The organism is Paenibacillus ihumii, from assembly GCF_001403875.1.
GTDB classification, from domain to species: Bacteria; Bacillota; Bacilli; order Paenibacillales; family Paenibacillaceae; genus Fontibacillus; species Fontibacillus ihumii.
This window is the reverse complement of record NZ_LN884299.1, coordinates 3603956-3629190: the sequence shown is the minus strand read 5'-3', so window position 1 is coordinate 3629190 and position 25235 is coordinate 3603956. Positions and strand designations below refer to the sequence as shown.

The 25235-nt window shown below is 50.4% G+C and carries 21 protein-coding genes and 1 riboswitch; of the genes, 17 read left to right on the top strand and 4 right to left on the bottom strand.

All coding sequences use genetic code 11. The features are described 5' to 3' along the window. Nucleotides 1-103: 103 nt before the first annotated feature. Nucleotides 104-352, bottom strand: coding sequence for a hypothetical protein (locus BN2762_RS27085; protein WP_148499995.1), 249 nt, complete (start codon nucleotides 350-352; stop codon nucleotides 104-106). Between the two features lie 764 nt (nucleotides 353-1116). Between BN2762_RS27085 and BN2762_RS23530 the strand changes: the two genes are divergently transcribed. The 10 genes from BN2762_RS23530 (at nucleotide 1117) to BN2762_RS23485 (ending at nucleotide 12993) form a co-directional block, all read left to right on the top strand. Beyond that, nucleotides 1117-2433, top strand: a complete 1317-nt coding sequence (locus BN2762_RS23530; RefSeq protein ID WP_055109246.1) for an ABC transporter substrate-binding protein — start codon at nucleotides 1117-1119, stop codon at nucleotides 2431-2433. Between the two features lie 247 nt (nucleotides 2434-2680). Then, nucleotides 2681-3574, top strand: coding sequence for a carbohydrate ABC transporter permease (locus BN2762_RS23525; RefSeq protein WP_055109245.1), 894 nt, complete (start codon nucleotides 2681-2683; stop codon nucleotides 3572-3574). Continuing rightward, nucleotides 3571-4395 carry a carbohydrate ABC transporter permease gene (locus tag BN2762_RS23520; protein ID WP_055109244.1) on the top strand — a complete coding sequence of 275 codons (825 nt, stop codon included), beginning with the start codon at nucleotides 3571-3573 and terminating at the stop codon, nucleotides 4393-4395. Before BN2762_RS23525 ends, BN2762_RS23520 begins: the two co-directional genes overlap by 4 nt. Nucleotides 4396-4601: 206 nt before the next feature. After that, on the top strand, nucleotides 4602-7946 hold the full coding sequence (locus BN2762_RS23515; protein WP_055109243.1) for a beta-galactosidase, LacZ type: 3345 nt from the start codon (nucleotides 4602-4604) through the stop codon (nucleotides 7944-7946). 372 nt (nucleotides 7947-8318) lie between these two features. After that, complete coding sequence (locus BN2762_RS23510) at nucleotides 8319-9080, top strand: SDR family NAD(P)-dependent oxidoreductase (protein ID WP_055109242.1); 762 nt, start codon at nucleotides 8319-8321, stop codon at nucleotides 9078-9080. 19 nt (nucleotides 9081-9099) lie between these two features. Next, entirely contained in the window at nucleotides 9100-9426 is a 327-nt protein-coding gene (locus BN2762_RS23505) for a thioredoxin family protein (RefSeq protein ID WP_055109241.1), read from the top strand. Between the two features lie 230 nt (nucleotides 9427-9656). Beyond that, complete coding sequence (locus BN2762_RS23500; protein ID WP_230202582.1) at nucleotides 9657-10406, top strand: stalk domain-containing protein; 750 nt, start codon at nucleotides 9657-9659, stop codon at nucleotides 10404-10406. A gap of 226 nt (nucleotides 10407-10632) precedes the next feature. Further along, on the top strand, nucleotides 10633-11397 hold the full coding sequence (locus BN2762_RS23495; RefSeq protein WP_055109240.1) for a methionine ABC transporter ATP-binding protein: 765 nt from the start codon (nucleotides 10633-10635) through the stop codon (nucleotides 11395-11397). Continuing rightward, nucleotides 11390-12073 (top strand): methionine ABC transporter permease, encoded by a 684-nt coding sequence (locus tag BN2762_RS23490; RefSeq protein ID WP_187386575.1) that lies wholly within the window; start codon nucleotides 11390-11392, stop codon nucleotides 12071-12073. Before BN2762_RS23495 ends, BN2762_RS23490 begins: the two co-directional genes overlap by 8 nt. Before the next feature lie 59 nt (nucleotides 12074-12132). Further along, nucleotides 12133-12993, top strand: coding sequence for a MetQ/NlpA family ABC transporter substrate-binding protein (locus tag BN2762_RS23485; RefSeq protein ID WP_055109239.1), 861 nt, complete (start codon nucleotides 12133-12135; stop codon nucleotides 12991-12993). Nucleotides 12994-13122: 129 nt separating this feature from the next. Here the strand turns inward: BN2762_RS23485 and BN2762_RS23480 are convergent, their stop codons facing one another. After that, nucleotides 13123-13875 (bottom strand): ABC transporter permease, encoded by a 753-nt coding sequence (locus tag BN2762_RS23480; protein WP_055109238.1) that lies wholly within the window; start codon nucleotides 13873-13875, stop codon nucleotides 13123-13125. Then, entirely contained in the window at nucleotides 13863-14615 is a 753-nt protein-coding gene (locus tag BN2762_RS23475) for an ABC transporter ATP-binding protein (protein ID WP_230202581.1), read from the bottom strand. Before BN2762_RS23475 ends, BN2762_RS23480 begins: the two co-directional genes overlap by 13 nt. A 289-nt stretch (nucleotides 14616-14904) precedes the next feature. After that, nucleotides 14905-15056, top strand: a riboswitch (FMN riboswitch). 126 nt (nucleotides 15057-15182) lie between these two features. Between BN2762_RS23475 and BN2762_RS23470 the strand changes: the two genes are divergently transcribed. Next, entirely contained in the window at nucleotides 15183-16163 is a 981-nt protein-coding gene (locus BN2762_RS23470) for a DMT family transporter (RefSeq protein WP_055109237.1), read from the top strand. Nucleotides 16164-16506: 343 nt separating this feature from the next. Continuing rightward, a complete protein-coding gene (locus BN2762_RS23465; RefSeq protein ID WP_055109236.1) occupies nucleotides 16507-17313 on the top strand; it encodes a DUF6612 family protein in 807 nt (268 codons plus the stop codon). 1146 nt (nucleotides 17314-18459) lie between these two features. Here BN2762_RS23465 and BN2762_RS23460 read toward each other — a convergent pair. Continuing rightward, nucleotides 18460-19137: a phosphatase PAP2 family protein gene (locus tag BN2762_RS23460; RefSeq protein WP_230202580.1), complete on the bottom strand. Its 678-nt coding sequence runs from the start codon at nucleotides 19135-19137 to the stop codon at nucleotides 18460-18462. A gap of 369 nt (nucleotides 19138-19506) precedes the next feature. On the opposite strand from BN2762_RS23460, the gene BN2762_RS23455 reads away from it, so the two are divergent. The 5 genes from BN2762_RS23455 (at nucleotide 19507) to BN2762_RS23435 (ending at nucleotide 25117) form a co-directional block, all read left to right on the top strand. Continuing rightward, nucleotides 19507-20211, top strand: a complete 705-nt coding sequence (locus tag BN2762_RS23455; protein WP_055109235.1) for an N-acetylmannosamine-6-phosphate 2-epimerase — start codon at nucleotides 19507-19509, stop codon at nucleotides 20209-20211. Between the two features lie 90 nt (nucleotides 20212-20301). Continuing rightward, nucleotides 20302-21627 (top strand): ABC transporter substrate-binding protein, encoded by a 1326-nt coding sequence (locus tag BN2762_RS23450; RefSeq protein ID WP_055109234.1) that lies wholly within the window; start codon nucleotides 20302-20304, stop codon nucleotides 21625-21627. 87 nt (nucleotides 21628-21714) lie between these two features. After that, a complete protein-coding gene (locus tag BN2762_RS23445) occupies nucleotides 21715-22635 on the top strand; it encodes a carbohydrate ABC transporter permease (protein ID WP_055109233.1) in 921 nt (306 codons plus the stop codon). 10 nt (nucleotides 22636-22645) lie between these two features. After that, complete coding sequence (locus BN2762_RS23440) at nucleotides 22646-23479, top strand: carbohydrate ABC transporter permease (protein ID WP_055109232.1); 834 nt, start codon at nucleotides 22646-22648, stop codon at nucleotides 23477-23479. A gap of 45 nt (nucleotides 23480-23524) precedes the next feature. Beyond that, complete coding sequence (locus BN2762_RS23435; RefSeq protein WP_055109231.1) at nucleotides 23525-25117, top strand: DUF4127 family protein; 1593 nt, start codon at nucleotides 23525-23527, stop codon at nucleotides 25115-25117. The last annotated feature ends 118 nt before the right edge of the window (nucleotides 25118-25235 follow it).

Here is a 25235-nt window from a genome sequence, read left to right as displayed (position 1 = left end):
GGATACAGTTGGAGCTAGCGTAAGCGGAACAGTTATTTTTTAGGCTGTTGTACTTAAGCTATCCTGTACTCTCGAGCAGTGTTGTACTCTCTAGCCGTGTGCTCTAAGCTGTGCTGTGCTCTAGCCATGCTGTACTCCAGCCATGCTGTACTCCAGCCATGCTGTGCTCTAGCCATGCTGTGCTCCAGCCATGCTGTACTCCAGCCATGCTGTGCTCCAGCCATGCTGTGCTCCAGCCATGCTGTACTCCAGCCATGCTGTGCTCCAGCCATGCTGTACTCCAGCCATGCTGTGCTCTAGCCATGCTGTACTCCAGCCATGCTGTACTCCAGCCATGCTGTACTCCAGCCATGCTGTACTCCAGCCATGCTGTACTCCAACCTATGTTGTACTCTCAAGCTGTTTCGCACACTAAATGGAATTCATGCATTTAGTTATGCTCTAAACAAATTTTTCAACGAGCTAGATGGAATTAATGCAACTAAACTAAAGAATTCAGCGAATTATTGGCTAATCTCTTCTTCTAACGACATGAAATCCATTTAAATCTATTTTCATTTCATTGCTGCAAAAACTAACTACTATAAATCCATCTATTGTACAGCGAACAGCAAACAGTGAACGGTGAACACCGAACAGAGAGCAATCCTTCTATCGCACACCAAACAGTCAACAGGGTGAAAAGCGAACAATGAACACCGAACAGTCCATCTACCGACACCGCACAGCGAACACCAAACAGTGAACACCGAAAAGTGAGCAATCCATCTATCACACACCGAACAGTGAATACCGAACAATTCATCGACTGAAAATTGAACGATTAACATGGATGTGCAAGGACAGCTCAGAAGAAAGTCAATGATGTGGAACAGCTTAGAATAAAGCAGCTCAGAAGAAAGCCAATAAAATGACCAAAATCCAAAGAAAAGACAGACACGGTATGAAAGCGCATTCATACGGACGATAAAATCACAAATCTCACTAAAGGAATTGCTAACGCTGTCGTACTGCCCGGTGCTACGATAAATTCAGGCCCTGTGGTAAGCGTTTGCAAAGAAAGCGGCGCCGACAGGGGAAAGAGAACTTATACATGATCAAAGGGGCTGAAACACGATGAAGAAGGTACTGGCATTATTCCTGAGCTGCATGGTGCTGCTGGCGGGCTGTTCATCCGGCGGAGGCGGTAAAGAGCCGGCGGTAAGCGGAGGCAATAGCGGCGGGAGCGACTCCGGCAGCAAGGCGGAGGAAATCACGATTTGGGCCTGGGATCCGGCGTTCAATATTGCCGCGCTGAACATCGCAAAGGAAGCGTACAGCAAGAAGAATCCCGATGCCAAAATCAACATTGTGGAATTCGCACAGGCGGATATCATTCAGAAGCTGAACACGGGGCTGAACTCCGGCACGACGAAGGGGCTGCCCAACATTGTGCTGATCGAAGACTACCGGGCCCAGGGATTCCTGCAATCCTACCCCGATGCGTTCTATGATCTGAGCGGCACGATCCGCGCTGAGGATTTTGCGGATTACAAGATCGGGCCGACCAGCCTGGACGGCAAGCAATATGGCGTTCCGTTCGATTCTGGGGTAACGGGCATGTATGTCCGCAAGGATTACATCGAGCAGGCGGGGTATACGCTGGACGATTTGAAGAATATCGACTGGAAGCAGTATATCGAGATCGGGAAGGTCATCAAGGAGAAAACCGGTAAAGACATCATCACCCTTGACCCGAACGACCTGGGAATTATTCGCATGATGATTCAGTCCGGCGGCTCATGGTATTTGGCAGAGGACGGCAAGACGCCTGATCTGGCGGGCAACGCGGCGCTGAAGGAAGCGTTTGAGCTGTACAAGGAAATGATGGAGGCCAACGTTGTTAAGGTCAACGCGGACTGGAGCCAATTCATCGCCAATATCAATAATGGGGATGTAGCTACCGTACCGACAGGCAACTGGATTACGCCGTCCGTCAAGGCGGAGGCCTCCCAGGCCGGACAATGGGCCATCCTGCCGATCCCTAAGCTGCCGCAAACGCCAAATTCCGTTCACGCGACGAACTTAGGGGGGAGCTCCTGGTACGTTATGAATATACCGGGCGCGGAGACGGCTGCGGATTTCCTGGCTGAGACGTTCGGATCGGACGTAGAGATGTACCAGAACCTGCTGACGAACGTCGGCGCGATCGGGACGCTGAAGGCGGCCGCCTCCGGCGAAGCTTATTCGAAGCCGGATGATTTCTTCGGCGGTCAGCAGATCGTCAACGACTTTGCAGCCTGGACGGCTGAGATTCCGAAGGTGAACTACGGAATTTCCACGTATGCGATCGAGGATATCCTGATCGTCGAAATGCAGAATTATTTGAACGGCAAGAGTATCGATCAAGTGTTAAGCGACGCGCAGGCCCAAGCAGAAGCTCAGGTTAAATAACGCGGCGGGTTCCCCGTTCGTTCCATAACAATAACCCGGAAAACTCCGGGGCACTGAGCTGATCCATAGGTGAAGAGGCGAAGCGTCCCGGGGTTGCTTTTAAACCATAGAAATTATTAGACAAGTTTTCAGCGGAGCTGAACAATTCTACAATCGCCAGAAGAACTACCGCCAAACGCGGTCTATCATCTTGGAGATTACGTCGGCAGACGTTTTTCTTACGGGCAGAAAGGGGTTCTTGCTAACGATGAAAGCGGACAGAACAGGCCTTAGCATTCGCGCCAAAAGCCATTTAACCGGGTGGAGCTTCATCCTGATCGCCGTGGTCATGATTGCGGTCTTTTATTTCTATCCTATGGTCCAGGCGCTGATCCTGTCCTTCAAGACCGGTACGGGAAGCAATCTCTCCTTTACGGGCTGGGACAACTATGTGAGGCTGCTATCCGACAAAACTTTTCTGACGGCTTTAACAAACACATTTATTTACCTGATTGTTCAGGTTCCGATTATGATTATCCTCGCCTTATTCATTTCGGTGCTGCTGAACGACAGCAAGCTGAAATTTCGCGGGTTCTTCCGGACGGCGATCTTCCTGCCGTGCGTCACCTCGCTCGTTGCTTATTCTGTCGTATTCAAATATTTGTTCGCAGCCGACGGGCTGGTGAACTCGCTGCTGATGAAGCTGTCCATTATTCATGAGCCGATCCAGTGGATCACCGATCCGTTCTGGGCGAAAATCACGATCATTATCGCAATTACCTGGCGCTGGACCGGCTATAACATGATTTTTTACTTGTCAGCACTGCAAAATATCGACAGCTCCATCTATGAAGCCGCGCGGATCGATGGAGCCTCGTCATTCAGGCAATTTACGAAAATCACTGTTCCGATGCTGAAGCCGATCATTTTATTTACCTCGATTACCTCCACAATCGGTACGCTGCAGCTGTTCGACGAGGTCATGAACATTACGAAGGGCGGGCCCGGCAACGCGACGTTATCGATCTCGCAGTATATTTACAATCTGTCCTTCAAGTACACGGCGGACTTCGGATATGCGGCAACCGTATCCTATTCCATTGTGGTCATCATCGTTCTGTTGTCCATTCTTCAATTTAAGGTGGCAGGTGATAAAAAATGAGGAAGCTGAAGCGGATAGGCACTTACGCATTTCTCGGCGGAGCGGCTTTCGTCTCGATTTTCCCCTTCTTGTGGATGGTCGTGAGCGCCACGAACAAATCGGTCGATGTCACCAAGGGGCGGCTGCTGCCCGGCAATCATTTGCTGGATAATTTCACGAAGCTGGCGGAATCGACCGACCTATGGACGTCATTATGGAACTCCGCAAGGATCTCCGTGCTGACGACGATTTTGGCCATTGTCATCGCTTCGCTGGCTGGATATGGCTTTGAAATATTTCGCAGCAGGGCGAAGGACATCGTGTTCAATATTTTACTGTTATCGATGATGATTCCGTTTGCGGCTCTAATGATCCCGCTCTACCGGATGTTCGCGAATATTTCCGGCACCGTTCCGGCGATTGGGATCGATACGATGGCTTCGGTCATGCTGCCGACGATTACGACAGCGTTCCTGATTTTCTTCTTCCGCCAGAATTCCAAAATGTTTCCCAAGGATATGGTGGAGGCCGGGCGCATTGACGGGCTGAGCGAGCTTGGTATTTTTTTCAAAATATTCATGCCAACGATGAAGACGACCTACGCTGCTGCAGGCATCATAACGTTCATGTCAAGCTGGAACAATTATCTGTGGCCGCTCATTGTGCTGCAATCTCCGGAGCAGAAGACGATCCCGCTGCTCATCTCCAATCTGGGGTCGGGCTACTCGCCGGATTACGGCCTCATTATGCTGGCGATTGTCATCGCCACGCTGCCTACGGCGCTGGTATTCTTCCTGATGCAGAAGCATTTCGTGGCGGGAATGATGGGTTCAGTGAAGTAGCAGTTAGAAGTAAGTAAGTAAGTAAGTAAGTAAGTAAGTAAGTAAGTAAGTAGCAAGTAAGAAGTCAGTAAGAAGCAAGCAAGGACCAGGCAAGGAGCGAGCAAGGGGCAAGCAAGGAGGAGGTAAGGACTAAGCAAGGATTAAGCAAGAGACCAAGTAAAGACCAGCCTAGAACAACCTAGAACAACCATAAAGAGATAGGAGCGATAAAGTTGACAGTAGCGAGGACGCCAAGCTTGGATTGGCTGAGTGATGTAAAAGTATTCGCAGTAAATCGGCTGCCGGCCCATTCGGATCATAGGTACTACAGGACGAGGGAAGCTGCGGCGAAGGATATGAGCAGGGTTATGGGCAGGGATATGAGCAAGTTAGGTACGGGCACTGGCATGGATGTAAGCATGGAGATGAGGCATTCCCTCAACGGGAGCTGGAAATTTGCTTACTCGGCTCATCCGGATAGCCGTCCAGTGGATTTCTACAAGCTGGAGCACAACTGCAGCGGGTGGGACAGCATTCAGGTACCGGGGCATATCCAGCTGCAGGGCTTCGGACAGCCGCATTATGTAAATACGATGTATCCATGGGACGGGCATGAAGAGCTGAGGCCGCCGGCCGTTCCCCGTAAGAGGAACCCGGTGGGCAGCTATGTGAAGGAGTTCGAGCTTCCTGCGAAGTTTCGGGATCAGCCCGTTGGCATTTCTTTTCAGGGCGTAGAATCGGCCTTCTATGTCTGGCTCAACGGCAGCTTCGTCGGCTATAGCGAGGATAGCTTTACGCCGGCGGAGTTTGATCTGACGCCATACGTTCTGGACGGCATAAACAAGCTGGCGGTTGAGGTGTATCAGCGCAGCACGGGCAGCTGGCTGGAGGATCAGGACTTCTGGCGTTTCTCCGGGATTTTCAGGGATGTCTATCTATACACCGTGCCTAAGCTGCATGTACGGGATTTATTTGTCCGCACAGATCTGGACGGGGCTTATCGCGATGGCCTGCTTCATGCGGATTTGCAGATACAGTCCCAGCCCGGCAATGCGGGGGGCGGTTATGTAGAGGCCGAATTGTTCGATCCCAGCGGCGGGCTGGCAGGACGTACATGTGCGGAGTTGGGCGAGTTCCAGGGCGGGGCTGGAAGCAGGGCATCTGGAAAAGCTGGAGTCAGCAGCGTGTCACTCCATCCTGCCGATGAGTTAAAGCTCTCTCTGCAGCTTGAAGTGCCTCAGGCACGGCTGTGGAGCGCAGAGAATCCTCAGCTGTACACACTCTACCTCTCCATATACGACTCTCGGGGCGAGCTCGTGGAGGTGGTTCCGCAGAGGGTCGGCTTCCGCAAGTTTGAAATGATCGGCAAGGTGATGCACCTGAACGGCAGGCGGATCGTGTTCAAAGGGGTCAACCGCCATGAATTCAATTGCTATTCAGGGCGCGCTATTACCAAAGAGGATATGCTGTTCGATATCCGGACGCTCAAGCAGAACAATATGAATGCGGTACGCACCTCGCATTATCCGAATCAGACGCTCTGGTATGAGCTCTGTGATGAATACGGGGTATATGTGATCGATGAAATGAACCTGGAAAGCCATGGCTCTTGGCAGAAGATGGGTGCCGTCGAGCCGTCCTGGGTCGTGCCGGGCGATCGGCCGGAGTGGAGGGATATCGTGATGGACCGGGCTGTGTCCATGTTCGAGCGCGACAAGAATCATCCTTCCATCTTGATCTGGTCCTGCGGAAATGAGGCGTACGGCGGCAAAGTGATCTATGAGGTGTCGGAGTATTTCAGGAGCTCCGATCCCGGGCGGCTTGTGCATTATGAGGGGATTTTTCATGATCGCCGCTTTAACGATACGAGTGATATGGAGAGCCGGATGTACGCGAAGGCGGCTGATGTTGAGGAATATTTGCTGAATGATCCGCAGAAGCCTTATATCACCTGCGAGTACATGCATGCCATGGGGAATTCGGTCGGCGGCATGCACAAATATACCGAGCTGGAGCGAAGATATGCAATGTATCAGGGCGGCTTCATTTGGGATTACATCGATCAAGCCCTTATGGTGAAGGATCGCTATGGCCGCGAATATCTTGCGTATGGCGGCGACTTCGGAGACCGGCCGACCGATTACAACTTCTGCTGTAACGGCATTGTTTTTGCTGATCGGAAGCTGTCCGCTAAAATGCAGGAGGTCAAATTCCTGTATCAGAACGTCAAGCTGATTCCGAGCCTGAAGGAGCTCACGATGATCAACGACAACCTATTCACTAATACTTCGGTATATGATCTTGAGATTAGCCTGCACCAGGAGGGCTATGAAATCAGCAGGCGGCTCTTGCAGGCCGATGTCGCTCCGCTAAGCGAGAAGACAATTCCACTGGAGCTGGAGCTGGATGGCTTGCCTTCAGGCGAATACTATATCAACGCTTCTTTGAAGCTGAAGGACAAGATGCTGTGGGCTGACGCAGGTCATGAAGTGGCATTTGGGCAGCATGTATTTATGGTGGAGAACGGAGCAAAAGCTGCTGCGGGATCTGGCTCAGATACGGCAAACACGAAAATCGCTGCTGCGGCAAGTAGCTCGCATGCAGCGAGTGCAAATGCTGCGAATGAATCTGGACTGCAAAATCTTGAACTGGCTTACGGAGACGTCAACATTGGCGTTCACGGCAAGGACTTCTCCGTTCTATTCTCGAAGCAGGACGGCAGCCTCATCTCCTTGAATTATGCCGGGCGCGAGATGATTTCCCGCCCTCCGCAGCCTCTATTCTGGCGAGCCCTGACGGATAATGACCGTGGAATGAATATGGGCTTTCATGCCGCAGGGTGGTATGCCGCCAGTCTTGCGCCTAAATGCACTGCCGTAGATGTAGAGGATTACAGGCAAGCTGACCGGGCTGAGAGGCCGGAGGAGGCGGGGGCCGTCAGCATTACTTTTACTTATGAGCTGAGCATCAGCAAAGAGGTCAAGGCCTCCGTCCGCTATACCGTCTATCCGAACGGTAAAATCCGCGTCAATTCCTTATATGAAGGGGCTGCGGGTCTTCCTGAGCTGCCGATTTATGCATGGAGCTTCAAAGTGCCTGCAGAGTACAGCAAGCTGGAATGGCTGGCTATGGGTCCGGAAGAGAACTATATAGATCGTTGTCATGGAGCTAGGCTCGGCGTCTTTAAGAATACGGCGGAAGGCAATGTCTCCCCGTACCTGATTCCGCAGGAATCCGGGAACCGGACCGGTGTCCGCCGGGTATGCATTCGCAATGAGCAAGGCGTGGGGATAGCCATTTCGGCAGCCTCCGGGAGGCCAGTAGAATGCGGCATTTCGCCGTATACCGCCTTTGAGCTGGAGAATGCCCGTCACCACTGGGAGCTGCCGCCAATACATTACACGGTGATCACCGTTGCCGGCAGGCAGATGGGCGTCGGCGGCGACGATAGCTGGGGCGCACCGGTGCATGAAGAGTATCGGATTCCCGCAGACCAGAGCTTGCAGTTTGAATTCTGGATTAGCGGAATAGGTTTGGGGGAAGCGAAGCCCGAAGCGGAATATAGGCAATAGTAGAGTAGAATAGAGGCAGTGGTCATAAAGACGCCAAAGAGATCCGTTGAGGCGTACTAAGGCATGCTAAGGCATATTGTGCGCTGTAGAGACACCGTAGAGATCTATAAAGGCGTAAGCGCTATAGAGCCGCTATGTAGGCGTCAAGGCAATATGGGCAATTAGCAGGCAAGGCAAATATAATCGGTCGAAGCCGCTCGGGAATTGAAGTGCTCCACGAAGGTGCAGTTCAATTCCGGGCGGTTTTTTGTGAGAAGTTAGCGGTATTTTTTTGCAATTCACAGAAATAATAGCCCCGCTGAAAACTTATATAATCTATAATTTTCAATATAAAGGCGAAAAACTAAGAAGAATGGAAGGGCGGAGACAGGGATGCTAATTGATCTGACAGGGAAAATCGCGTTGATTACGGGAGCGACGGGACAGCTCGGGAGAGTGATGACGCGGACGCTTGCCAAGTGCGGGGCCAAGGTTGCGATTCATTACAACCATAATGCAGCCAAGGCTAGGGAGCTGCAGCAGGAAGTTATTGCAGCAGGAGGCGCGGCTGTTATCGTGCAAGGGGATATTACGAAGGAAGCCTCGATTCTGGAGATGAAGGAACGGATCGCCGCGGAGCTGGGGGCCCCTGACATCGTAGTTGCGAATGCGGTTATTCAGTACAACTGGACCTCCGTTCTGGAGCAGCCGCCGGAGGATTACGTCAGCCAGTTCGAGTCTTGCGTTATGCAGAGCGTATTTTTGGCAAAAGCCTTCATTCCTGAGATGATTGCCAAGCGCGGGGGACGCTTCATCGGGATCAATACGGAGTGCGTCATGCAGAATTTTCCCGGCCAGTCCGCTTACACAGCGGGGAAAAGAGGCATGGACGGGGTATACCGCGTACTGGCCAAAGAGGTGGGAGAGCACCAAATTACCGTCAATCAGGTGGCTCCCGGCTGGACGATCAGCGAGAAGGATCGCGGGGAAGACGATTTGCAAGACGCCGCTTACGTTGCGCAGGTTCCTCTGAAACGCCGGGGGGAGGACCAGGATATTGCGAATGCGGTTGCCTTTCTGGCCTCGGATTTGGCAGGCTTCATTACGGGGGCATATATCCCGGTCAGCGGGGGAAATGTGATGCCATCCATTTAACAGCTGGGAGGTGGGCTGCGTGAAGAGATTGTATCGATTAAACGAGATCAGGCAGGAGATTCAGCATCATGATCTAGTGCTGCTGCTCATAAAGACAAGCGGATGCGGCGTATGCGAATCGATTCAAGCGAAGGCGGCGGTGCTGCTGCAATCCCATAAGGCAATTCAGGGAATTTATGTGTTCATGGAGGATGCTCCAGACATGGCCGCGGAATATTTAGTGCTGACCGCTCCGACATTGCTGCTCTTTTTTCAAGGGAAGGAAGTGTATAGGGAATCCCGCTTTGTTCGCTTTGAAGAGCTGGAGCAGGTGCTGGCGAGATATGAAGAACAAATTCTTGACTGAGAATTTGCCGAGAACTCGGGTGATAGTTGAAAGCAATAAGAGTGTATAGGGTTTATAGGTCAATCGTTGGATAAGGATTGGTCTTTTTGTCGTGTTTGTGCGGATTTCCGCCTGATTTTCAAACGAAATTGTTTAAAATTTGAGGATTTCGACACGTTTAAGAAGAATGTAGAATAATGTATCATTATGTAGAACTATATACATAGAATACATGGAAAGGAAGATGACTCTTGAGAATCAAATCCAAAAAGACGGCAATGATCGGTGCAGCAATTGTTCTATTGTTTACTTTTTCTGCCGGGGCTTCCGCGGCTTCGACATTGGAGCGTATTCAGGCCAATCTGAACCACGGCATTTCTTTTTTGCTTAATGGAAAAGCTTGGACGGCTAAAGATGCGAACGGGGCAAAGGCTGTTCCCATCAGCTATAAAGGAACCACTTATGTGCCGCTGCGCGCTGTGGCGGAAGCTACTGGTGCAGACGTTCGCTACGATGCGGCCAAGCAGCAAATTGTGATCTCGACGGGACCGGTTGCCGAGACTCCTAGCAAGGGAGAGCGCACGCCTTTCAGCGTAAATAACGTATCTCACTTCAAATGGAGCTACTACAAAAGCGGCATCACTCGAAATAAAGAGGATTTACAGTTTGGGGAAACTCAATATGAGACAGCGTTCATGGTAACTGGAGTGAATAGTGCGGGACAGGGCGTTGCCTTTAAAGTGAAGGAAGGTACGAAAAAAGTCGGAGTGCTGCTCGGCTTCAAGACGCCGAAAACAGATAAGGAATACTCCGCAAAATACACGATTGCTGATAAGGATGGTCAGGCCTTTGCCACTGGAAAAATCGAGAACGGCAAAGTAGTTGAAAACGTTCTGGTGCTGCCTGACAACACGACCGATCTGTATGTCTCCTTTACCGGACCGGCCGGAGAAGATTCCGCAGGCTTCGTTATTTGGGACGAGAGCTGGCTTGAGAATTAATTTTCATTTTATAAAAAATAATCGATATAAAAAGCCGAAAGATGACCGCCTGTATGCGCCGTCTTTCGGCTTTTTGCGCTGCATTTAATCTCCAATAGATTTAAATAATTATTAAAAATTAGTGACACAGTGAGATTAATCACGTATAATCATGTGAAGATCAGGAGTATAACAGTCTTGAAATATTAGTAGTACAATTTTTGAGCGGGTAAAGGGGGAGAGCCGGATGTTATCCCTGCAGGAGGTTAGCAAGAGCTATGACCGGCAGAGCAGTGACAGGCTGGCTGCGGTTCAGGCGGTCACTCTCACCATTGAGGAAGGAACCATTCATGGGATTATCGGGCCAAGCGGGGCGGGGAAGTCCACGCTGCTGCGGCTGATGAATATGCTGGAAATTCCGGATGAAGGAAGGGTTGTCGTGGCAGGCAAGGATTGGACGGCGATGAGCGAATCCGAGCTGCGCCAGGCGCGAAGATCGGTCGGCATGATTTTTCAGCAATTCAATCTGCTTCAGAATCGTACGGTCAGCGGCAATGTCTCCGTTCCTCTGGAGCTGGCCGGATTGCCGAAGAAGGAGCGGGCCGAGCGGGTTCGCGAATGTCTGCAGTTCGTCGGATTATTGGATAAGGCGGAGGAATACCCGGCGTCGCTGAGCGGAGGGCAGAAGCAGCGGGTGGCGATAGCCCGCGCCCTGGCGAATCATCCGCAGGTGCTGCTCTGCGACGAGCCGACCTCTTCCCTCGACCCGAAGACGACGAATGATATCCTTAGCGTTCTGCGGCATGTGAACGAGACGCTGGGAGTCACCATTGTCATGGTCACGCACGAAATGGATGTGGTAGCGCAAATCTGCCAGCGGGTCTCGGTGATGGAGGGTGGCCGGTTGACGGACAGCTTCGCATTGCAGCCTCGTGAACAGGCAGGTGCGATCGGGCCCCCGAAGTCGTACAGGGAACAACTGCTGGTCATGGAGGGTCTCGGCGATGTTTGATATTTCGGTCATGCTGGACGGCATGATACAATACGAGGCCGAGATCAGGAAGGCGATTGGCGAGACGTTCTTCATGGTCGGAATGTCGGTGGTTGCTGCGATTATCTTCGGCTTACCCGCCGGTACATTGCTGTTCCTGTGCCGCAAAGGCCAAATTTATGAGAATCGCGCATGGTCATGGGTGCTTAACAGCCTCGTGAATATCATCCGCTCCTTCCCGTTCCTGCTGCTCGTCGTTTTCATGATACCGCTCACCCGCATGATCGTCGGGACAGCAATAGGCACGCTGGCGGCCTCGATTCCTTTATCGGTCGTCGCGATTGCGCTTTATGCCCGGCAGGTAGAGCAGGCGCTGCTTGATGTTCCGCGCGGTGTAATCGAGGCAGCGCGCGCGATGGGCGCGTCCAAGCTGGAGATGATCGTCAAATTTTTATATGTGGAGGCCCGTTCAGGCTTGGTGCTGGGGTTAACCACCTCAACGATCAGCTTCATCTCTTATTCGACCGTCATGGGAATCGTGGGGGGCGGCGGGATTGGCGACTTTGCCATTCGTTACGGCTATCAGCGGTTTGAGACAGAGCTGATGACTGGGGTTATTATTTTAATGATCGTCCTGGTGCAGGCCATTCAATATGCAGGCACGACCATTTCCAGACTTCTGGATAAGCGGTCATAGTACATGGATGAATTATGAATTACACCATACTTAGAAAAAAATCCGGAGGGAAACATACGATGAAAAAATGGATGCTTATGCTCTCATTACTTATGGTTGTTGTGGCTGGCTGCGGTAAACAGGCAGATAGCGGCGCGGCGAACAACGCAGCTTCGCAGAATCAGTCCGATTCTTCACAGGAAGCGGCACCGCAGGAGGCAGTTACGTTAAAAGCAGCTACGTTAATTCCGCCAATGACGGAAATTCTAGAGCTCGTTCAGCCGCTGCTGAAGGAGGAGGGCGTCAACCTGGAGCTGGTCGTATTGTCGGACAACATTCAGCCGAATGATGCGCTCGCGAATAAGGAAGTAGATGTGAACTTTTTTCAGCACGTTCCGTATATGGAGCAGTACAATCAGAACAAGAACGCTAACCTGGTAGCCGTTCAGCCGATCTATCACGCTGTGTATGGTGCTTATTCGAAGCGTTACAAATCGATGGAGGAGCTGCCGGAGGGGGCGGTAATCGCTATCGCCAACGATCCGTCGAACATCGGACGTTCGCTGGATATGCTGGATAAGGCGGGGGTAATCAAGCTGAAGGAAGGCGTTGGCATTAATGCAACGCAGGCGGACATCATCGAGAACGAGAAAAAATACAAATTCGAGGAAGTCGATCTGCTCATGCTGGCGCGGATGCTGGACGATGCGGATCTGGTGCTGATGACGCCGGCATATGCGAGTCCGCTCGGCTTGACGCCGAAGAAGGATGCGCTGCTGACCGAGACGGCGGAGTCCGATTTTGCAATTACCCTGGTAGCCCGCGAGGACAACAAGGATTCCGAAGCCGTGCAGAAGCTGGCCAAAGCCATGTCCGGGCCGGAGGTTAAGCAGTTCCTGCAAGAAAATTACGATGAAATCGCCATACCTGCCTTTGAGTAATGATGTAAAAAATCCGGGGACTTCTCCATAAAGGAGAAACCCCGGATTTTTCTTGCTGTGAGCTGCTATCGAGCACAGCTCTTATTGAGCGTAGCTTTCATTAAGCGCCGCTCCATCGAGCGTGCCATTTTATGCGATACGGCGCAGGCGCAAATCCTTCGTAAACCACTGCCGGTAGCTGAGCGTGCTAAGCAGGATGCTAGTGATGGCGGCGGAGCTGGTAAAAGCAAATACGATTAGGATTTGATATCGAACCGCTTCAACGGGATCGGCCCCAGCGATGATCATGCCGGTCATCATCCCTGGCAGCTGGACGAGCCCTACGGTTTTCATTCCATCGATCGTCGGGATCATGCTGGACTTCACAGAACGCTTCATCACATCCTGAACCGATCTTCGGGCGGTCGCGCCGAGGGACAGCAGCGTTTCGATTTCGCCGCGCGAGGCATGGATGTCGCGCTTGAACTGGTTCAGGAACAAGCCGGCCACCACCATCGCGTTCCCGATCGTCATGCCGCTGATCGGAATAATGTATTGAGGGGTGGGCTCAATGATCCTGAGCCCGAGCAGCAGGCCCATCATGAGCAATTCCGTTGCCGAAATGGCGATGGCCACTCTCCACCAGATTCCCTTCAGGCCCTTGCCCCGCTTGGCAGCATTGCTGGAGGCGACGATGATCATGAATGCGATGATAGCCAGAATAAATAAGGGATGGCTGCTGTTAAATACAAACTGGAGGACGTAGCCGACCAGCAGCAGCTGGATGGCCGCGCGGATCGTTCCGATAGCGATATCCTTCTCCAGTCCAAGCTTCTGCCATACGGAGACCAGCATCGTGACCATGATGAATATGATCGTAAAACTGAGCGCTAGGAGAGACATAGTTCACCTCTATTCAACGGCTGATTCAGGAACTGGCGGGCCAGCTCCGTCTCGGGCCGCTCGAAAAATTGCTTAGTCGGCGTCTTCTCCAGCAAGGTATGCCGTCCCATGAACCAGACGACATCGCTGATCCGGGCAGCCTGCTCCAGCTGATGCGTCACCCAGATCATGCCGGTTCCTTCCTGGCGATGCCATTCCTGAAGCAGCATCTCCACCCGTTGGGCGTTGCTTTGATCCAGCGAGGCCGTAATTTCGTCGAGCAGAAGTATTTTGGGCCGCAGCAGCAGAGAGCGGATCAGAGCGACGCGCTGCTTCTCCCCGCCGGACAAATCGGCCGCGTTCTTGCCAAGATCGATCGCCTCCAGCCCCGCTTGTGCGAGCAGCCTGCGAACGAGCGGGGCGTCATAAGGAATGCGGTGCAGGTGATGCACCGTCCGTAAATTATCCTCGACGCTGCCGGGCAGCATGACGGCCTGCTGGGCCACGTAGCAGACGGCTTTCCGCCACTCTATGGGATTGATTTTCGCGCAGGATACGCCTTCGAGGCGGATGTCGCCTTCATCGGGAGCATCCAGCAGGGACAAGATTCGCAGCAGGGTGCTCTTGCCCTGTCCAGAAGAGCCGAGTAGCGCGATCCGGTCGTGATGCGCCAGCGCCCCGCTTACACGGCTAAATAGAAGGGCTTCGGGGGATCCCTCGTGACTTTTCTTTAGTTGTTCGAATTCAAGCAGGTTAGGCAAGATGATGGGCACCTCTTTTTCACGGATAGTTATCAAGATTATTCTAGCAGACATTCCGGGCAGCGCACATTTTCGGGCATTAATACATATGAAAGTAAGGATGGAATAAATAGTGGATTACACAATAGATGAAAAAATGCTATAATGAATGAAATTGCAATGAATTTACATGAAATACATCATGATATCATTTTCAAATGTGACCTCCTTCACAGGAATAAGCATTAATTTGTAGTAATCTAAATTCAAAGCAATAACACAGCTTTCAAAATACAAAATAAATTTGAATATGGATCTTCGGGGTAAGGTGAAATTCCTGACCGGCGGTGATAGTCTGTTCCTTGAACGGGCTTCAGCCCGCGACTCGCAGCCTGAATCAGGCGCGACTGATCTGGTGAAATTCCAGGGCCGACGGTAAAGTCCGGATGGGAGAAGATCAAGCGTAAGCATGCTGCGGATTTCTGTGTCCAGGCAAGCTTATTTGATCAACCCCCGTACAGGTCGACAATGTCGATGACGGGGGTTTTCTGCGATAAGACTCCGTATTCAAGGTAAGGAGACTGCAAGATGGATAATGTAACTGTAGGAGTCAAAATCAAGCCTTCGCTGCCGCTGCAGGCCGACCGCCCGAAAAGCGGATTCTGGCTGGTCGTTCTAGGAGCCGCCCTATGGGGGGCAGATCCGTTATTCCGCATCATTCTGCTAAAGTCGCTCACATCGGCGCAAATCGTGCTGCTGGAGCATATTATTATCGCGTTGATCGCCGTCCCGGTCATGTGGAAGAATCGCCAGGAGCTGCGCGGACTGGGCTGGAAGCAGGCCGGGGCCCTTCTCTTCATTTCCTGGGGCGGATCGGCTATCGCTACTATTCTGTTCACGATGGGGCTCGTTAACGGCAATCCGAATGCCGTTCTTCTGCTGCAGAAGCTTCAGCCGATATTTGCGATCGTACTGGCAAGAGTGCTGTTGAAGGAGCGTCTGCCGCGCCATTTTTCCTGGCTGGTCATTCTGGCCCTGGCGGGGACGTACCTGCTAACCTTTGACTTTACGCTGCCGATCGGGCACTGGAGCGAGATCGTTCATGTCGGCAGCCTGCTGTCGCTGGGCGCGGCGGCTCTGTGGGGCGGTTCCACGGTAATGGGCCGTCTGATGGTAGGCCAAATGAAATACGAGACGGTGACCTCGCTTCGTTTTCTTCTGGCGCTGCCCTTGCTGTTTGCCATCACCTGGAACGAGGGCGCGGCCTGGAACCTTCCTAGTGAGGCCGGAGCCTTTACGGCCGTATCCTTGAATTTGCTCGGTCAGGCGCTGCTGCCAGGCCTGCTCAGCCTGCTTGTCTACTATAAGGGGCTGACAACGACCAAGGCTTCCGTCGCCACGCTTGCGGAGCTGAGCTTCCCGATGGTCGGGGTGCTCATTAACTGGATTGCTTTTCAGGAGGTAGTCACACTCGCTCAGGCCTTCGGCTTTATGCTGATTTGGGCGACGCTGTTTATTATTTCTCGGCAGTCCCAGACGGCGCCTGATGCCGCGCTCAAGTCCGCTTGAACCATTGGCTTGATTTATATATATAGTAATTGACTAATCGACCATCATCCTTATCTCCCGCGGGGGGCAGGTGATGGTCGATTTTTATCTGCTGACTTGTATTTATTTCCTAATTATTATTCGGTAAGGGAGCGACAGACCCTGTCATGTGCAGTAAAATGAAATTGGATGGGAATCGGAATTGAGCAGTTGACCGCCAAATGGAGCAGCTTTGCATATGAAGTAGATAGTTAAGACAGTACGGGACGGGAATTAAATGACTGACAATAATTGGGGGGGAGGATTCCTTAATTATGAAAAAAAGGGTTAAGGAACTTACTCTCACTGTAGGAGGAAATATCTCTTGAAAAAATGGATGACGCTTATATTAACAGGTCTTATAGCGGCGATGGTTGCCTCGGGCTGCACAGCGAATTCAGCACCGCCGTCAGGCTTGCCGGAGGCGGCAGAGCTTATCGATCGAATTAGCGAAGCTGGCAAGGAATTAAAGAGCTTTTCGACTGAAGAGGACGTATACCAGATTATTGTAAACAGGGTCTCGGATACGGCATCCACGGAACAAATTGTCGATTCGTTGACGAGGAGCGATATCATTAAAGAGCCGTTTCAGATGCATTCCATCAACCAGACGAAAATGCACGAGGATATGTCCTTGGAGATGGAGCAGTATGTAACGAAGGATGCCATATTCATGAAGTTAGACAGTGACTGGATGAAGATGAATGAAGAGCTGAGGGTCAAAGCGATGCCAAGCATGGAGGAAGCAGGCTATCCCTGGCGGCAGCTGGAGCTTTATCGACCGGTACAGGAGGCATTGAAAGTCAGCGAAGAAGGGGAGCATTATGTAATTAGAGCGGAGCTGAATGACAGTCAGCTGTTAAAGTTCACCGAAAGTTACAGGAATCGGACGAATTACCGCGGAGAGCCGCTGATGGATGATTACTCTGATATCACAATTAGAAAGGCCGATATAGTGTATACCGTACACAAGGATACTTATCACCCGGTTGAAATCAGTTTATCTTCGGATATGGATCTAACGCGTTCAGGCCATACGTATTCTATAGAAGGGGAGATGCGAAGCAAATATTCCAATTATAATGGGATCAAGGAAATCCGTATCCCGGAGGAAGCGCTGAGCGCCCAATAAATGCAGGCCCACTAACTCGAAGGGGCTGTTTGATGAGTAAACTTTGCGAGCGGTTGCCTTGATGTGACCAATACGCTCTCGGCCTGCGGCCGCCTGTAATGTGACCATTATGCTCCCCACCTGCGGTCGTCTGTAATGTGATCAATATTTGCTCCCAGCCTGCGGCCGGTTGCCCTTGATATGATCAAACACGCTCTCCCCCCTTTTTACGCCGAACATAAATGGCGGGTTTCTCGTTCTAGCGAACATGAATCCGCGGACTTCTCAATTTAAATGGAATTGTAGTAGTTAGTTTCTGCGGTAAAGCAGGGAAAGCAGATTTAAATGGTTTTCATGTGGTTAGAAGGAGGGAGATCCCCGTTATGGGCGAGATTCTTGACTTTAGGGGCATGAAATCCATCTAATCCCTTAAACCATTCGTTTAGAGCAAATTTAGATACATGAATTCCATTTAGTGTTCGTGCTCGATAGCTCATGTTGAAGTTCAACAGCTTATGTTCGTGCTCGATAGCTCATGTTGGAGTTCAACAGCCTATATTCGTGCTCGATAGCTCATGTTGGAGTTCAACAGCTCATGTTCGTGCTCGATAGCTCATGTTTGAGTTCAACAGCTCATGTTCGTGCTCGATAGCTCATGTTCGTGTTCAATAGCTCATGTTTGAGTTCAACAGCTTATGTTCGTGCTCGATAGCTCATGTTTGAGTTCAACAGCTCATGTTCGTGCTCGATAGCTCATGTTTGAGTTCAACAGCTCATGTTCGTGCTTGATAGCTCATGTTCGTGTTCAATAGCTCATGTTTGAGTTCAACAGCTCATGTTCGTGCTCGATAGCTCATGTTTGAGTTCAACAGCTCATGTTCGTGCTCGATAGCTCATGTTTGTGTTCAACAGCTTATGTTCGTGCTCGATAGCTCATGTTTGAGTTCAACAGCTCATGTTCGTGCTCAACAGCTTATGTTCGTGTTCAAAGTTTAGCTTAATATAAGATGAGCCAAAGAAATGGGATTCAGGCAAGAGAGAAATGGACTCCGGTAACAATTGATTCCGCAGAAACGGATAGCGTTCTAAAAGAAGGGGAGCGTCCCTCAGTCATCTTGGATGACTTCTGGGACACCCCCTCTTTGGCGAGTGCGAAGCAGATGAGGTTTATCCATGATGCGACATTTCGCGGGCTGCTTCCCGAACGGACTGATTGGCGGTGGATAGGCCCGGCTCAGTGGGAAATACCCATTTGCGCACAATGAAATATAAAATTTCGACCAGCACGATGGCCCCGGCAATATCCAGAACAACATGCTGCTTCACGAACACTGTGGAGGCCGTAATTGTCCAGGATGCGATGATAATCGTCCATTTGGCCAAGGCGGGCCATTTGCATTCGGATAGTCCTTTAAGCATCAAATAACTGGTAAGGACATGAATGCTCGGAAAACAGTTATAAGGTCCATCCGTCTGGTAAATCAAGTTAACCAGCCAGTAAGTCAGCCCCGTCTCCGTAATAACCGGACGCCCTACGGTTGTCTGGTAGAAGAAGAAGGTAATATAGCTGGCGATAAGACCCAGGCAGAGCGTAAGCAGCGTACGATAGTACGTTGTTTTATTTTTTAAGAAATAGGCAACCAGCATGGCCAGAATAAAAGGGTACCACAGGATATATGGAATAATGAAAGCCGGGATGAAAGGGATGTAGTTATCCCAGGAGATCATCAGGCTTCTCACCGTTGTGTTGCCGTGGTTCAATACACCGTAAAAAATATTTAATACGGGAATAGCTAAAATCCATAACAGCGGCTTGTAGTCCGCAAGCTTCCTCTTCAAATCCATTCGACCCCTTATCATTTTCATTTAATATACAGTATATAAGCTACTCCATAGGTATAGCAGATGTGCGGAAAAAACACCACCTATTGAATGTAAGAATTTTCTGACAATGTTTTAATATATTAACTCACGTTGCGTTAGCTCGAAAATGGCGATGAAAAAAATAAATAGTTGTTTACAAAGAATATTTATCCAGCTATAATCGAAGAAAATAACCAAAATAGTTTAATGATTTGGAGATTTAATCCACACAAATTCCACACAGACTTATAATCAGGCACAGGGAGTTATTTTTTTGAGCTATTTAGGAGATTATATCCGTTTTACAACAAATAACAGAAGAATTTATTCTTTTTATTGGAGGCTTTTACGATGCTGCATTCAATGATTCAAGCGCTTGAAGGCGGACTTATTGTTTCTTGTCAGGCTCTTAAGGATGAACCGTTTTATGGAAGCGATTACATGTCCCGTTTTGCTTTAGCGGCCGAGATGGGCGGGGCGGTAGGGATTAGGGCGAATACCCCACAGGATATTACAGCGATCAAGAAAGTGACGAATTTGCCGGTGATCGGCCTGTGGAAGCAGGAGTACGACGGCTCTGACGTCTACATCACTCCTACCCTAGCAGAGGTTGAAGGTGTCATTGCTGCGGGAGCCGATATTGTGGCCATGGATGCCACATTACGCCCCCGGCCTGACGATGTTGGTCTGGCGGATCTGGTCAAAAAGATCAGGGAGAAGCATCAAGTGCTATTAATGGCGGATGTATCCACGGTTGCCGAAGGGATCGAGGCAGAGAAGCTGGGCTTTGACCTTATTTCTACGACACTGTCCGGTTATACGGCCTATAGCCCGCAAAGCGAGGAGCCCGATATTCAATTAGTTGCGGATTTAAGTCAAAGGGTTAACCTTCCCGTATTAGCCGAGGGAAGAATTCATAGTCGCGATCTGGCTGTGCAGTGTCTTCAGGCCGGAGCTTATGCAGTCGTGATTGGCGGAGCCATTACCAGACCGCAATGGATTACGAAGAAATTTACTGATGCGATGAAGCAATATCATAACGTTACTCAAGCTTAGTCCTTACGATTCAACGCGAGAGGGGTGATGCTTTCCTGATACGATTGGTTTGAATTGCTTATGGGATAATTAAAAAGGGGAGGATTTACTATGAAGCACACGAAGAAAATAGCGGGGATTTTGTCGGTGTTCATGCTGTCCATGGTTGTACTGTCGGGATGCTCTGGAGGCGGCAAGGAGGGGAATGCTCCGGACACATCGAAGGGGGATAAAGGCCAGGTCACCATTACCGTCTGGGATAACTATGGTGCAACAACGCCGATCAAGCCCTTGATTCCGAAGTTTGAAGAGGAGTATCCGAATATCAAGGTGGACTTCCAGGAGCAGCCTTGGGATAACTTTTGGGATAAAATGGCGGCTGCTGCATCAGGAGGAGAGACGCCTGACATAGCGACAACAGGACTGATGTGGAACCCTAAATATACGGTATATGGCTTGTTTGCAGACTTGAAAGCGCTGTCAGGCGGGAAGGTGAATGGGAATGATATTGACAGTGTTTATAGCGAGGGGATGCTCCAGGCCGCTACTACGGAGCAAGGCTTGTTTGGAATTCCGTATGATTTTGACTCGTATTCTCTGTATTATCGCAACGACTTGCTTGAGCAGGAAGGGATCACGGCACCTCCTTCCACATGGGATGAGCTGGTCGAGGTAGGGAAGAAGCTGACCAAGGATTTGGACGGCGACGGCAAAACCGATCAATATGCCTTCCTTGTTATGCCGGACTGGTACCATTACGAGCCATTCCTGTATGCCAACGGAGGCCAGGTGCTAACCGATGATTACAAGCAGGCGGCCTTTAATAGTCCTGAAGGAGTAGAGGCCTTGCAATTCTATGCTGATCTGGTGAATAAACATAAAATTGCAGTGAACTGGACTGCGGATCGCGGAAGCTATATCGCTGGCCTCAAGGATGGCACTATTGCTATGTTCCAGGACGGACCTTATGTAATGGGACTAATCAAGAACAGCAATCCCGAGCAGGAAGGGAAATGGAGAATTTCGGATGCAATCAGCAATAAACAGTATGGCACCCACATCGGAGGTACGTATTTGAGTATCTTTGAGAAATCCAAACATAAAGAGGAAGCGTGGAAATTTATAGAGTTCCTGAGCCGTGAAGAGAATGCCATTCAAATCTACAAAACATCAGGAGCGGCTCCCGGTTACTTGCCAGCGCTGGAATCCGAAGAAGTCAACTCACCTGATCCATTTTTCGGGGGAGAGGTGCCGCTGAATGTATTCAGGAAGGCCGTTGAACAAGGAAAGCCGAACCCGATCGTCAGCTCCTGGCAGGAAATCAGCCAAGTGATTTCCGATGCGGTAGCAAAAGCGGTTCTTAACGAGGCTACTCCGCAGGAAGCATTGGACGAAGCCGCTGAACAAGTAAATGCTATTCTCGCGGCGGAGCAATAGGCAGGGATTAAGCAAGTCGCAGTTTTGCTTAATGTTGGGGGCGGGTGCATAGGATAAGCCCGCCCTTTAACTGAAAGGATGAAAAAGATGAATGGACCCATGATAGCCGGAGCAGGGACGAAGTCACCTTCCAGACTCCAAAGTCTAGCCAAAGAAATTAGGAAGAGCAAGGAAGCCTATTTGTTCATTCTATTCCCGGTCGTATTGTTAATCTTGTTCAGTCTGATTCCGATGTTCTACGGCTTTTTAATGAGCTTTACAAATTGGAACGGGCTGCAGCCCGCTAAATTCGTAGGTATAGATAATTATATACAGATCCTGCAGAACAAGGATTTTCACAGAGCTATCCTAAATACCGTGAAGTTCGCCGTAGTCAGTCTTGCGGCAGGAATGAGCGTGGCGCTAATTCTGGCCTTGGCCATTGATAAGCTGACCCGTTTTCAGAGCTTCTTCAAAGTAACTTACTTTATTCCAGTAATTACGCCAATGGTTGTCGTTGCCTTGGTCTGGACTTTAATCTACAGCGATAAAGGGCTGTTGAATTATTTTCTCGGTTTTTTTGGCATAGAGTCAGTCGGGTGGCTGACGGATAAGCGGATTGCCATGTATTCCATTATCGTAACGAGCGTATGGCAGGGCATGGGATTTTCGATGATCGTGTTTTTAGCGGCCTTGCAGAAGATACCGGATCATTTATATGAGGCGGCCAAAATCGATGGAGCCAACGCGTTTCAATCCTTTTGGAATGTTACCCTGCCAGGCTTGAAGGATACGCTCGCTTTTCTCCTGATCTACGGCGTTATCGGAGCGTTTAACGTGTTTGACCAAATTTATGTGATGACGAACGGCGGCCCGGTAAAAGCGACCGAGACGATCGTTTTTCAAATATTCTCGAATTTCCGGTACTTGAAACTGGGCTACACCTCTGCCTTATCTTATATCTTTTTGTTTATGCTGCTAATCATTTCTCTTATCCAATTCAAAGTGATTTACAAGAAGGAAGAATGAGGTAACCGATATGGGAGAATTCCGGAGAAATAAAATCATTTTGTTGTTTATCTACCTGTTTCTGAGTGCAGGTCTAATTTTGAATTTGGCTCCGCTTGCCTGGATGGTCTCGACTTCATTTAAGCCAGGCAGTGAAGTGTTCCGGTTTCCGCCGAAGTGGATTCCTGATTCCCTGGACCTCGCGAACTATAAAAAGGTGTTTGCCATCATACCCTTCGAGAGATATTACATCAATAGTATCGTTGTGGCTCTTCTGCTTACGGCGGTGACTGTATTGCTCTGCACCATGGCGGGATACGCTTTTGCCAAAATGAAGTTTCCGGGGAAGAATGGAATCTTTATGCTGTTCCTGATTACGCTGATGATCCCGTTCCAGGCGACGATGATTCCACTATTCCGCATGGTTTCAAGCTTTGGCTGGATCGATACGTACCAGGGGCTGATCCTTCCGCAAATATCGACTGCGTTCGGGATATTTCTTATTCGTCAGTTCATGCTGTCCATGCCGGATGCGGTCCTTGAAGCGGCTAGAATTGACGGAAGCTCCCAGCTCCGTACCTTTTGGAAAATTGTCGTTCCTATGAACAGAGGGGCTATGGCGACATTGGCGATATTTACTTTTAATACGGCCTGGAACAATCTGCTCTGGCCGCTGCTGGTTACTAACCGGGAGCAGATGCGCACGCTTCCAGTAGGGATGGCGCTGTTCCGCTCGTCAAGGGATATCGATTGGACAGCAATTATGGCCGGATCGGTCATGTCATTGATCCCGATGATCGTCTTGTTCCTGCTCATGCAGAAACAATTTATCCGCGGCATTACCGCAGGCGCCGTGAAGGAGTAGCTTGGTCTAGGCAGAGTTGAACAATAGGATTGGTGGGTGGTTTAAATGACGACAAAAATAGTTTATTTGCCTTTGGATGAGAGGCCTTGCAATTGGCTTTATCCTCAACAGCTGGCTGCGATCACTGATTTGGAAATGATCGTTCCTCCTGTTGAAAAATTAGGGCGCAAGAAACAAAGAGCCGACCTTGGGGGATTAAGCGGCTGGCTGGAGGAACAGAGCAGTACTGCCGATTTTCTGATCATTTCCATTGATATGCTTGTGCATGGCGGAATTGTCCCGTCAAGACTGCATCATGAGTCGGTGGAAGCCTGCCGGGAACGGATGATGCTTCTGCATAAACTGAAGCAATCCAACCCGCGTTTGCGAATTTATGCGTTCAACCTGATCACGAGAGTTCCTGCATACTCCAGCAGCGAAGAAGAGCCGGATTATTATGATCAGGTGGGAAGAGAGATTTACGAGCTCGGCTGGCTGAGCGATAAGAAAGAAAGCGTAGGATTAGATGGCTTGGAGGAGGGGCGGTTCAATGAAGTGCTTGCGGCGATCCCTGTGGAAGTGCTTGCAGATTACCGCAAGAGACGGGAAACCAATGCGGAGGTCAACAGACTGGCCGTCGATCTGACGGAGGCTGGAATCATCGATTACTTGATTATTCCGCTCGATGACAACTCCCAATATGGTTTTAGCGCCATGGAGCAGCGGGAGCTAACTATACGGACAGAGCTGGCAGGGTTGTCGCATCGTGTGGCGATTTACCCGGGAGCGGATGAAATCGGCTGTACATTGTTGGCTAGAGTCTTTTGTGAGGTGAAGAGCTATACGCCGTCTCTATTCGTCAGGTATTCATCGACGAAGGGGCCCTACTGCATTCCCAAATATGAGGACCGCAGTCTGGGCGAGAGCATGAAGGCGCATATTACAGCTGCAGGCGCTGTGCAGGCTGATGCCTCAACAGATGCGGCCTGCATTCTGATGGTTCATTCTCCGGCCGTTGGACAGCACGAAATGGCAGAGACCGGAGATTCTATCGAGAACAGGCATCGTTCTTACTTCTCGGAGATTAACACCCGGGAGTTCGCCCAGGCGATGAAGCATTATATGGATGCCGGACGACTGGTCATGCTTGCCGATGTAGCACTATGCAACGGCGGAGACCAATTATTGATGAATTTACTGCATCAATCCGGCCTGCTTGGCCGTCTTCAAGGCTACGCAGCCTGGAACACCTCCGGCAATTCGCTTGGAACGGTCATTTCCCATGCTGTAATCCAGTCCTATTACCGGTCCATCCAGCAACCGGATGATGAATCAAGCTCTCACAGCAGATTGTTCTATCTCTCAAGACTGATCGAAGACTGGGGATACCAGTCATTGGTTCGCCAAGAGGTATGCGCGGATCATCTGCCTGAACTTGGCGCTGCTTATTTTCAGCTGTCCCATGTTCAGGATAAGGTCTGCGAAGTGATCGAGCGGAAGCTGAATGATTTCGTCAATAAATATTTACGGGACACGATAGCCCCGAACATGACTGTTAGCGATGTATCGCTGCCTTGGGAGCGGATGTTCGAAGTCGCCTTCAGGCTTGATACAGGTAAGCCTGAAGAACGGCATACACTGCAAGGCGGACAGAATTAGGGCAGAAATGGGCCAAGGGATTGCCTCAGAAGGACGAGGTTCATTACACCATTGCCCGTTAAAATCCTCCTTAGAAGGGGAGGCTGAGCCAGTTCGTATGAGCTGCGGCGCCAGCTAT

What these genes read in the sequence shown, in the direction of transcription:
- BN2762_RS23450 (WP_055109234.1), top strand. Translation starts at nt 20,302, where the DNA reads ATGAAGCACACGAAGAAAATAGCGGGGATTTTGTCGGTGTTCATGCTG.
- BN2762_RS27085 (WP_148499995.1), bottom strand. Translation starts at nt 352, where the DNA reads ATGGCTGGAGTACAGCATGGCTGGAGTACAGCATGGCTGGAGTACAGC.
- BN2762_RS23445 (WP_055109233.1), top strand. Translation starts at nt 21,715, where the DNA reads ATGAATGGACCCATGATAGCCGGAGCAGGGACGAAGTCACCTTCCAGA.
- BN2762_RS23435 (WP_055109231.1), top strand. Translation starts at nt 23,525, where the DNA reads ATGACGACAAAAATAGTTTATTTGCCTTTGGATGAGAGGCCTTGCAAT.
- BN2762_RS23440 (WP_055109232.1), top strand. Translation starts at nt 22,646, where the DNA reads ATGGGAGAATTCCGGAGAAATAAAATCATTTTGTTGTTTATCTACCTG.
- BN2762_RS23490 (WP_187386575.1), top strand. Translation starts at nt 11,390, where the DNA reads ATGTTTGATATTTCGGTCATGCTGGACGGCATGATACAATACGAGGCC.
- BN2762_RS23495 (WP_055109240.1), top strand. Translation starts at nt 10,633, where the DNA reads ATGTTATCCCTGCAGGAGGTTAGCAAGAGCTATGACCGGCAGAGCAGT.
- BN2762_RS23530 (WP_055109246.1), top strand. Translation starts at nt 1,117, where the DNA reads ATGAAGAAGGTACTGGCATTATTCCTGAGCTGCATGGTGCTGCTGGCG.
- BN2762_RS23470 (WP_055109237.1), top strand. Translation starts at nt 15,183, where the DNA reads ATGGATAATGTAACTGTAGGAGTCAAAATCAAGCCTTCGCTGCCGCTG.
- BN2762_RS23525 (WP_055109245.1), top strand. Translation starts at nt 2,681, where the DNA reads ATGAAAGCGGACAGAACAGGCCTTAGCATTCGCGCCAAAAGCCATTTA.
- BN2762_RS23510 (WP_055109242.1), top strand. Translation starts at nt 8,319, where the DNA reads ATGCTAATTGATCTGACAGGGAAAATCGCGTTGATTACGGGAGCGACG.
- BN2762_RS23460 (WP_230202580.1), bottom strand. Translation starts at nt 19,137, where the DNA reads ATGGATTTGAAGAGGAAGCTTGCGGACTACAAGCCGCTGTTATGGATT.
- BN2762_RS23480 (WP_055109238.1), bottom strand. Translation starts at nt 13,875, where the DNA reads ATGTCTCTCCTAGCGCTCAGTTTTACGATCATATTCATCATGGTCACG.
- BN2762_RS23455 (WP_055109235.1), top strand. Translation starts at nt 19,507, where the DNA reads ATGCTGCATTCAATGATTCAAGCGCTTGAAGGCGGACTTATTGTTTCT.
- BN2762_RS23520 (WP_055109244.1), top strand. Translation starts at nt 3,571, where the DNA reads ATGAGGAAGCTGAAGCGGATAGGCACTTACGCATTTCTCGGCGGAGCG.
- BN2762_RS23485 (WP_055109239.1), top strand. Translation starts at nt 12,133, where the DNA reads ATGAAAAAATGGATGCTTATGCTCTCATTACTTATGGTTGTTGTGGCT.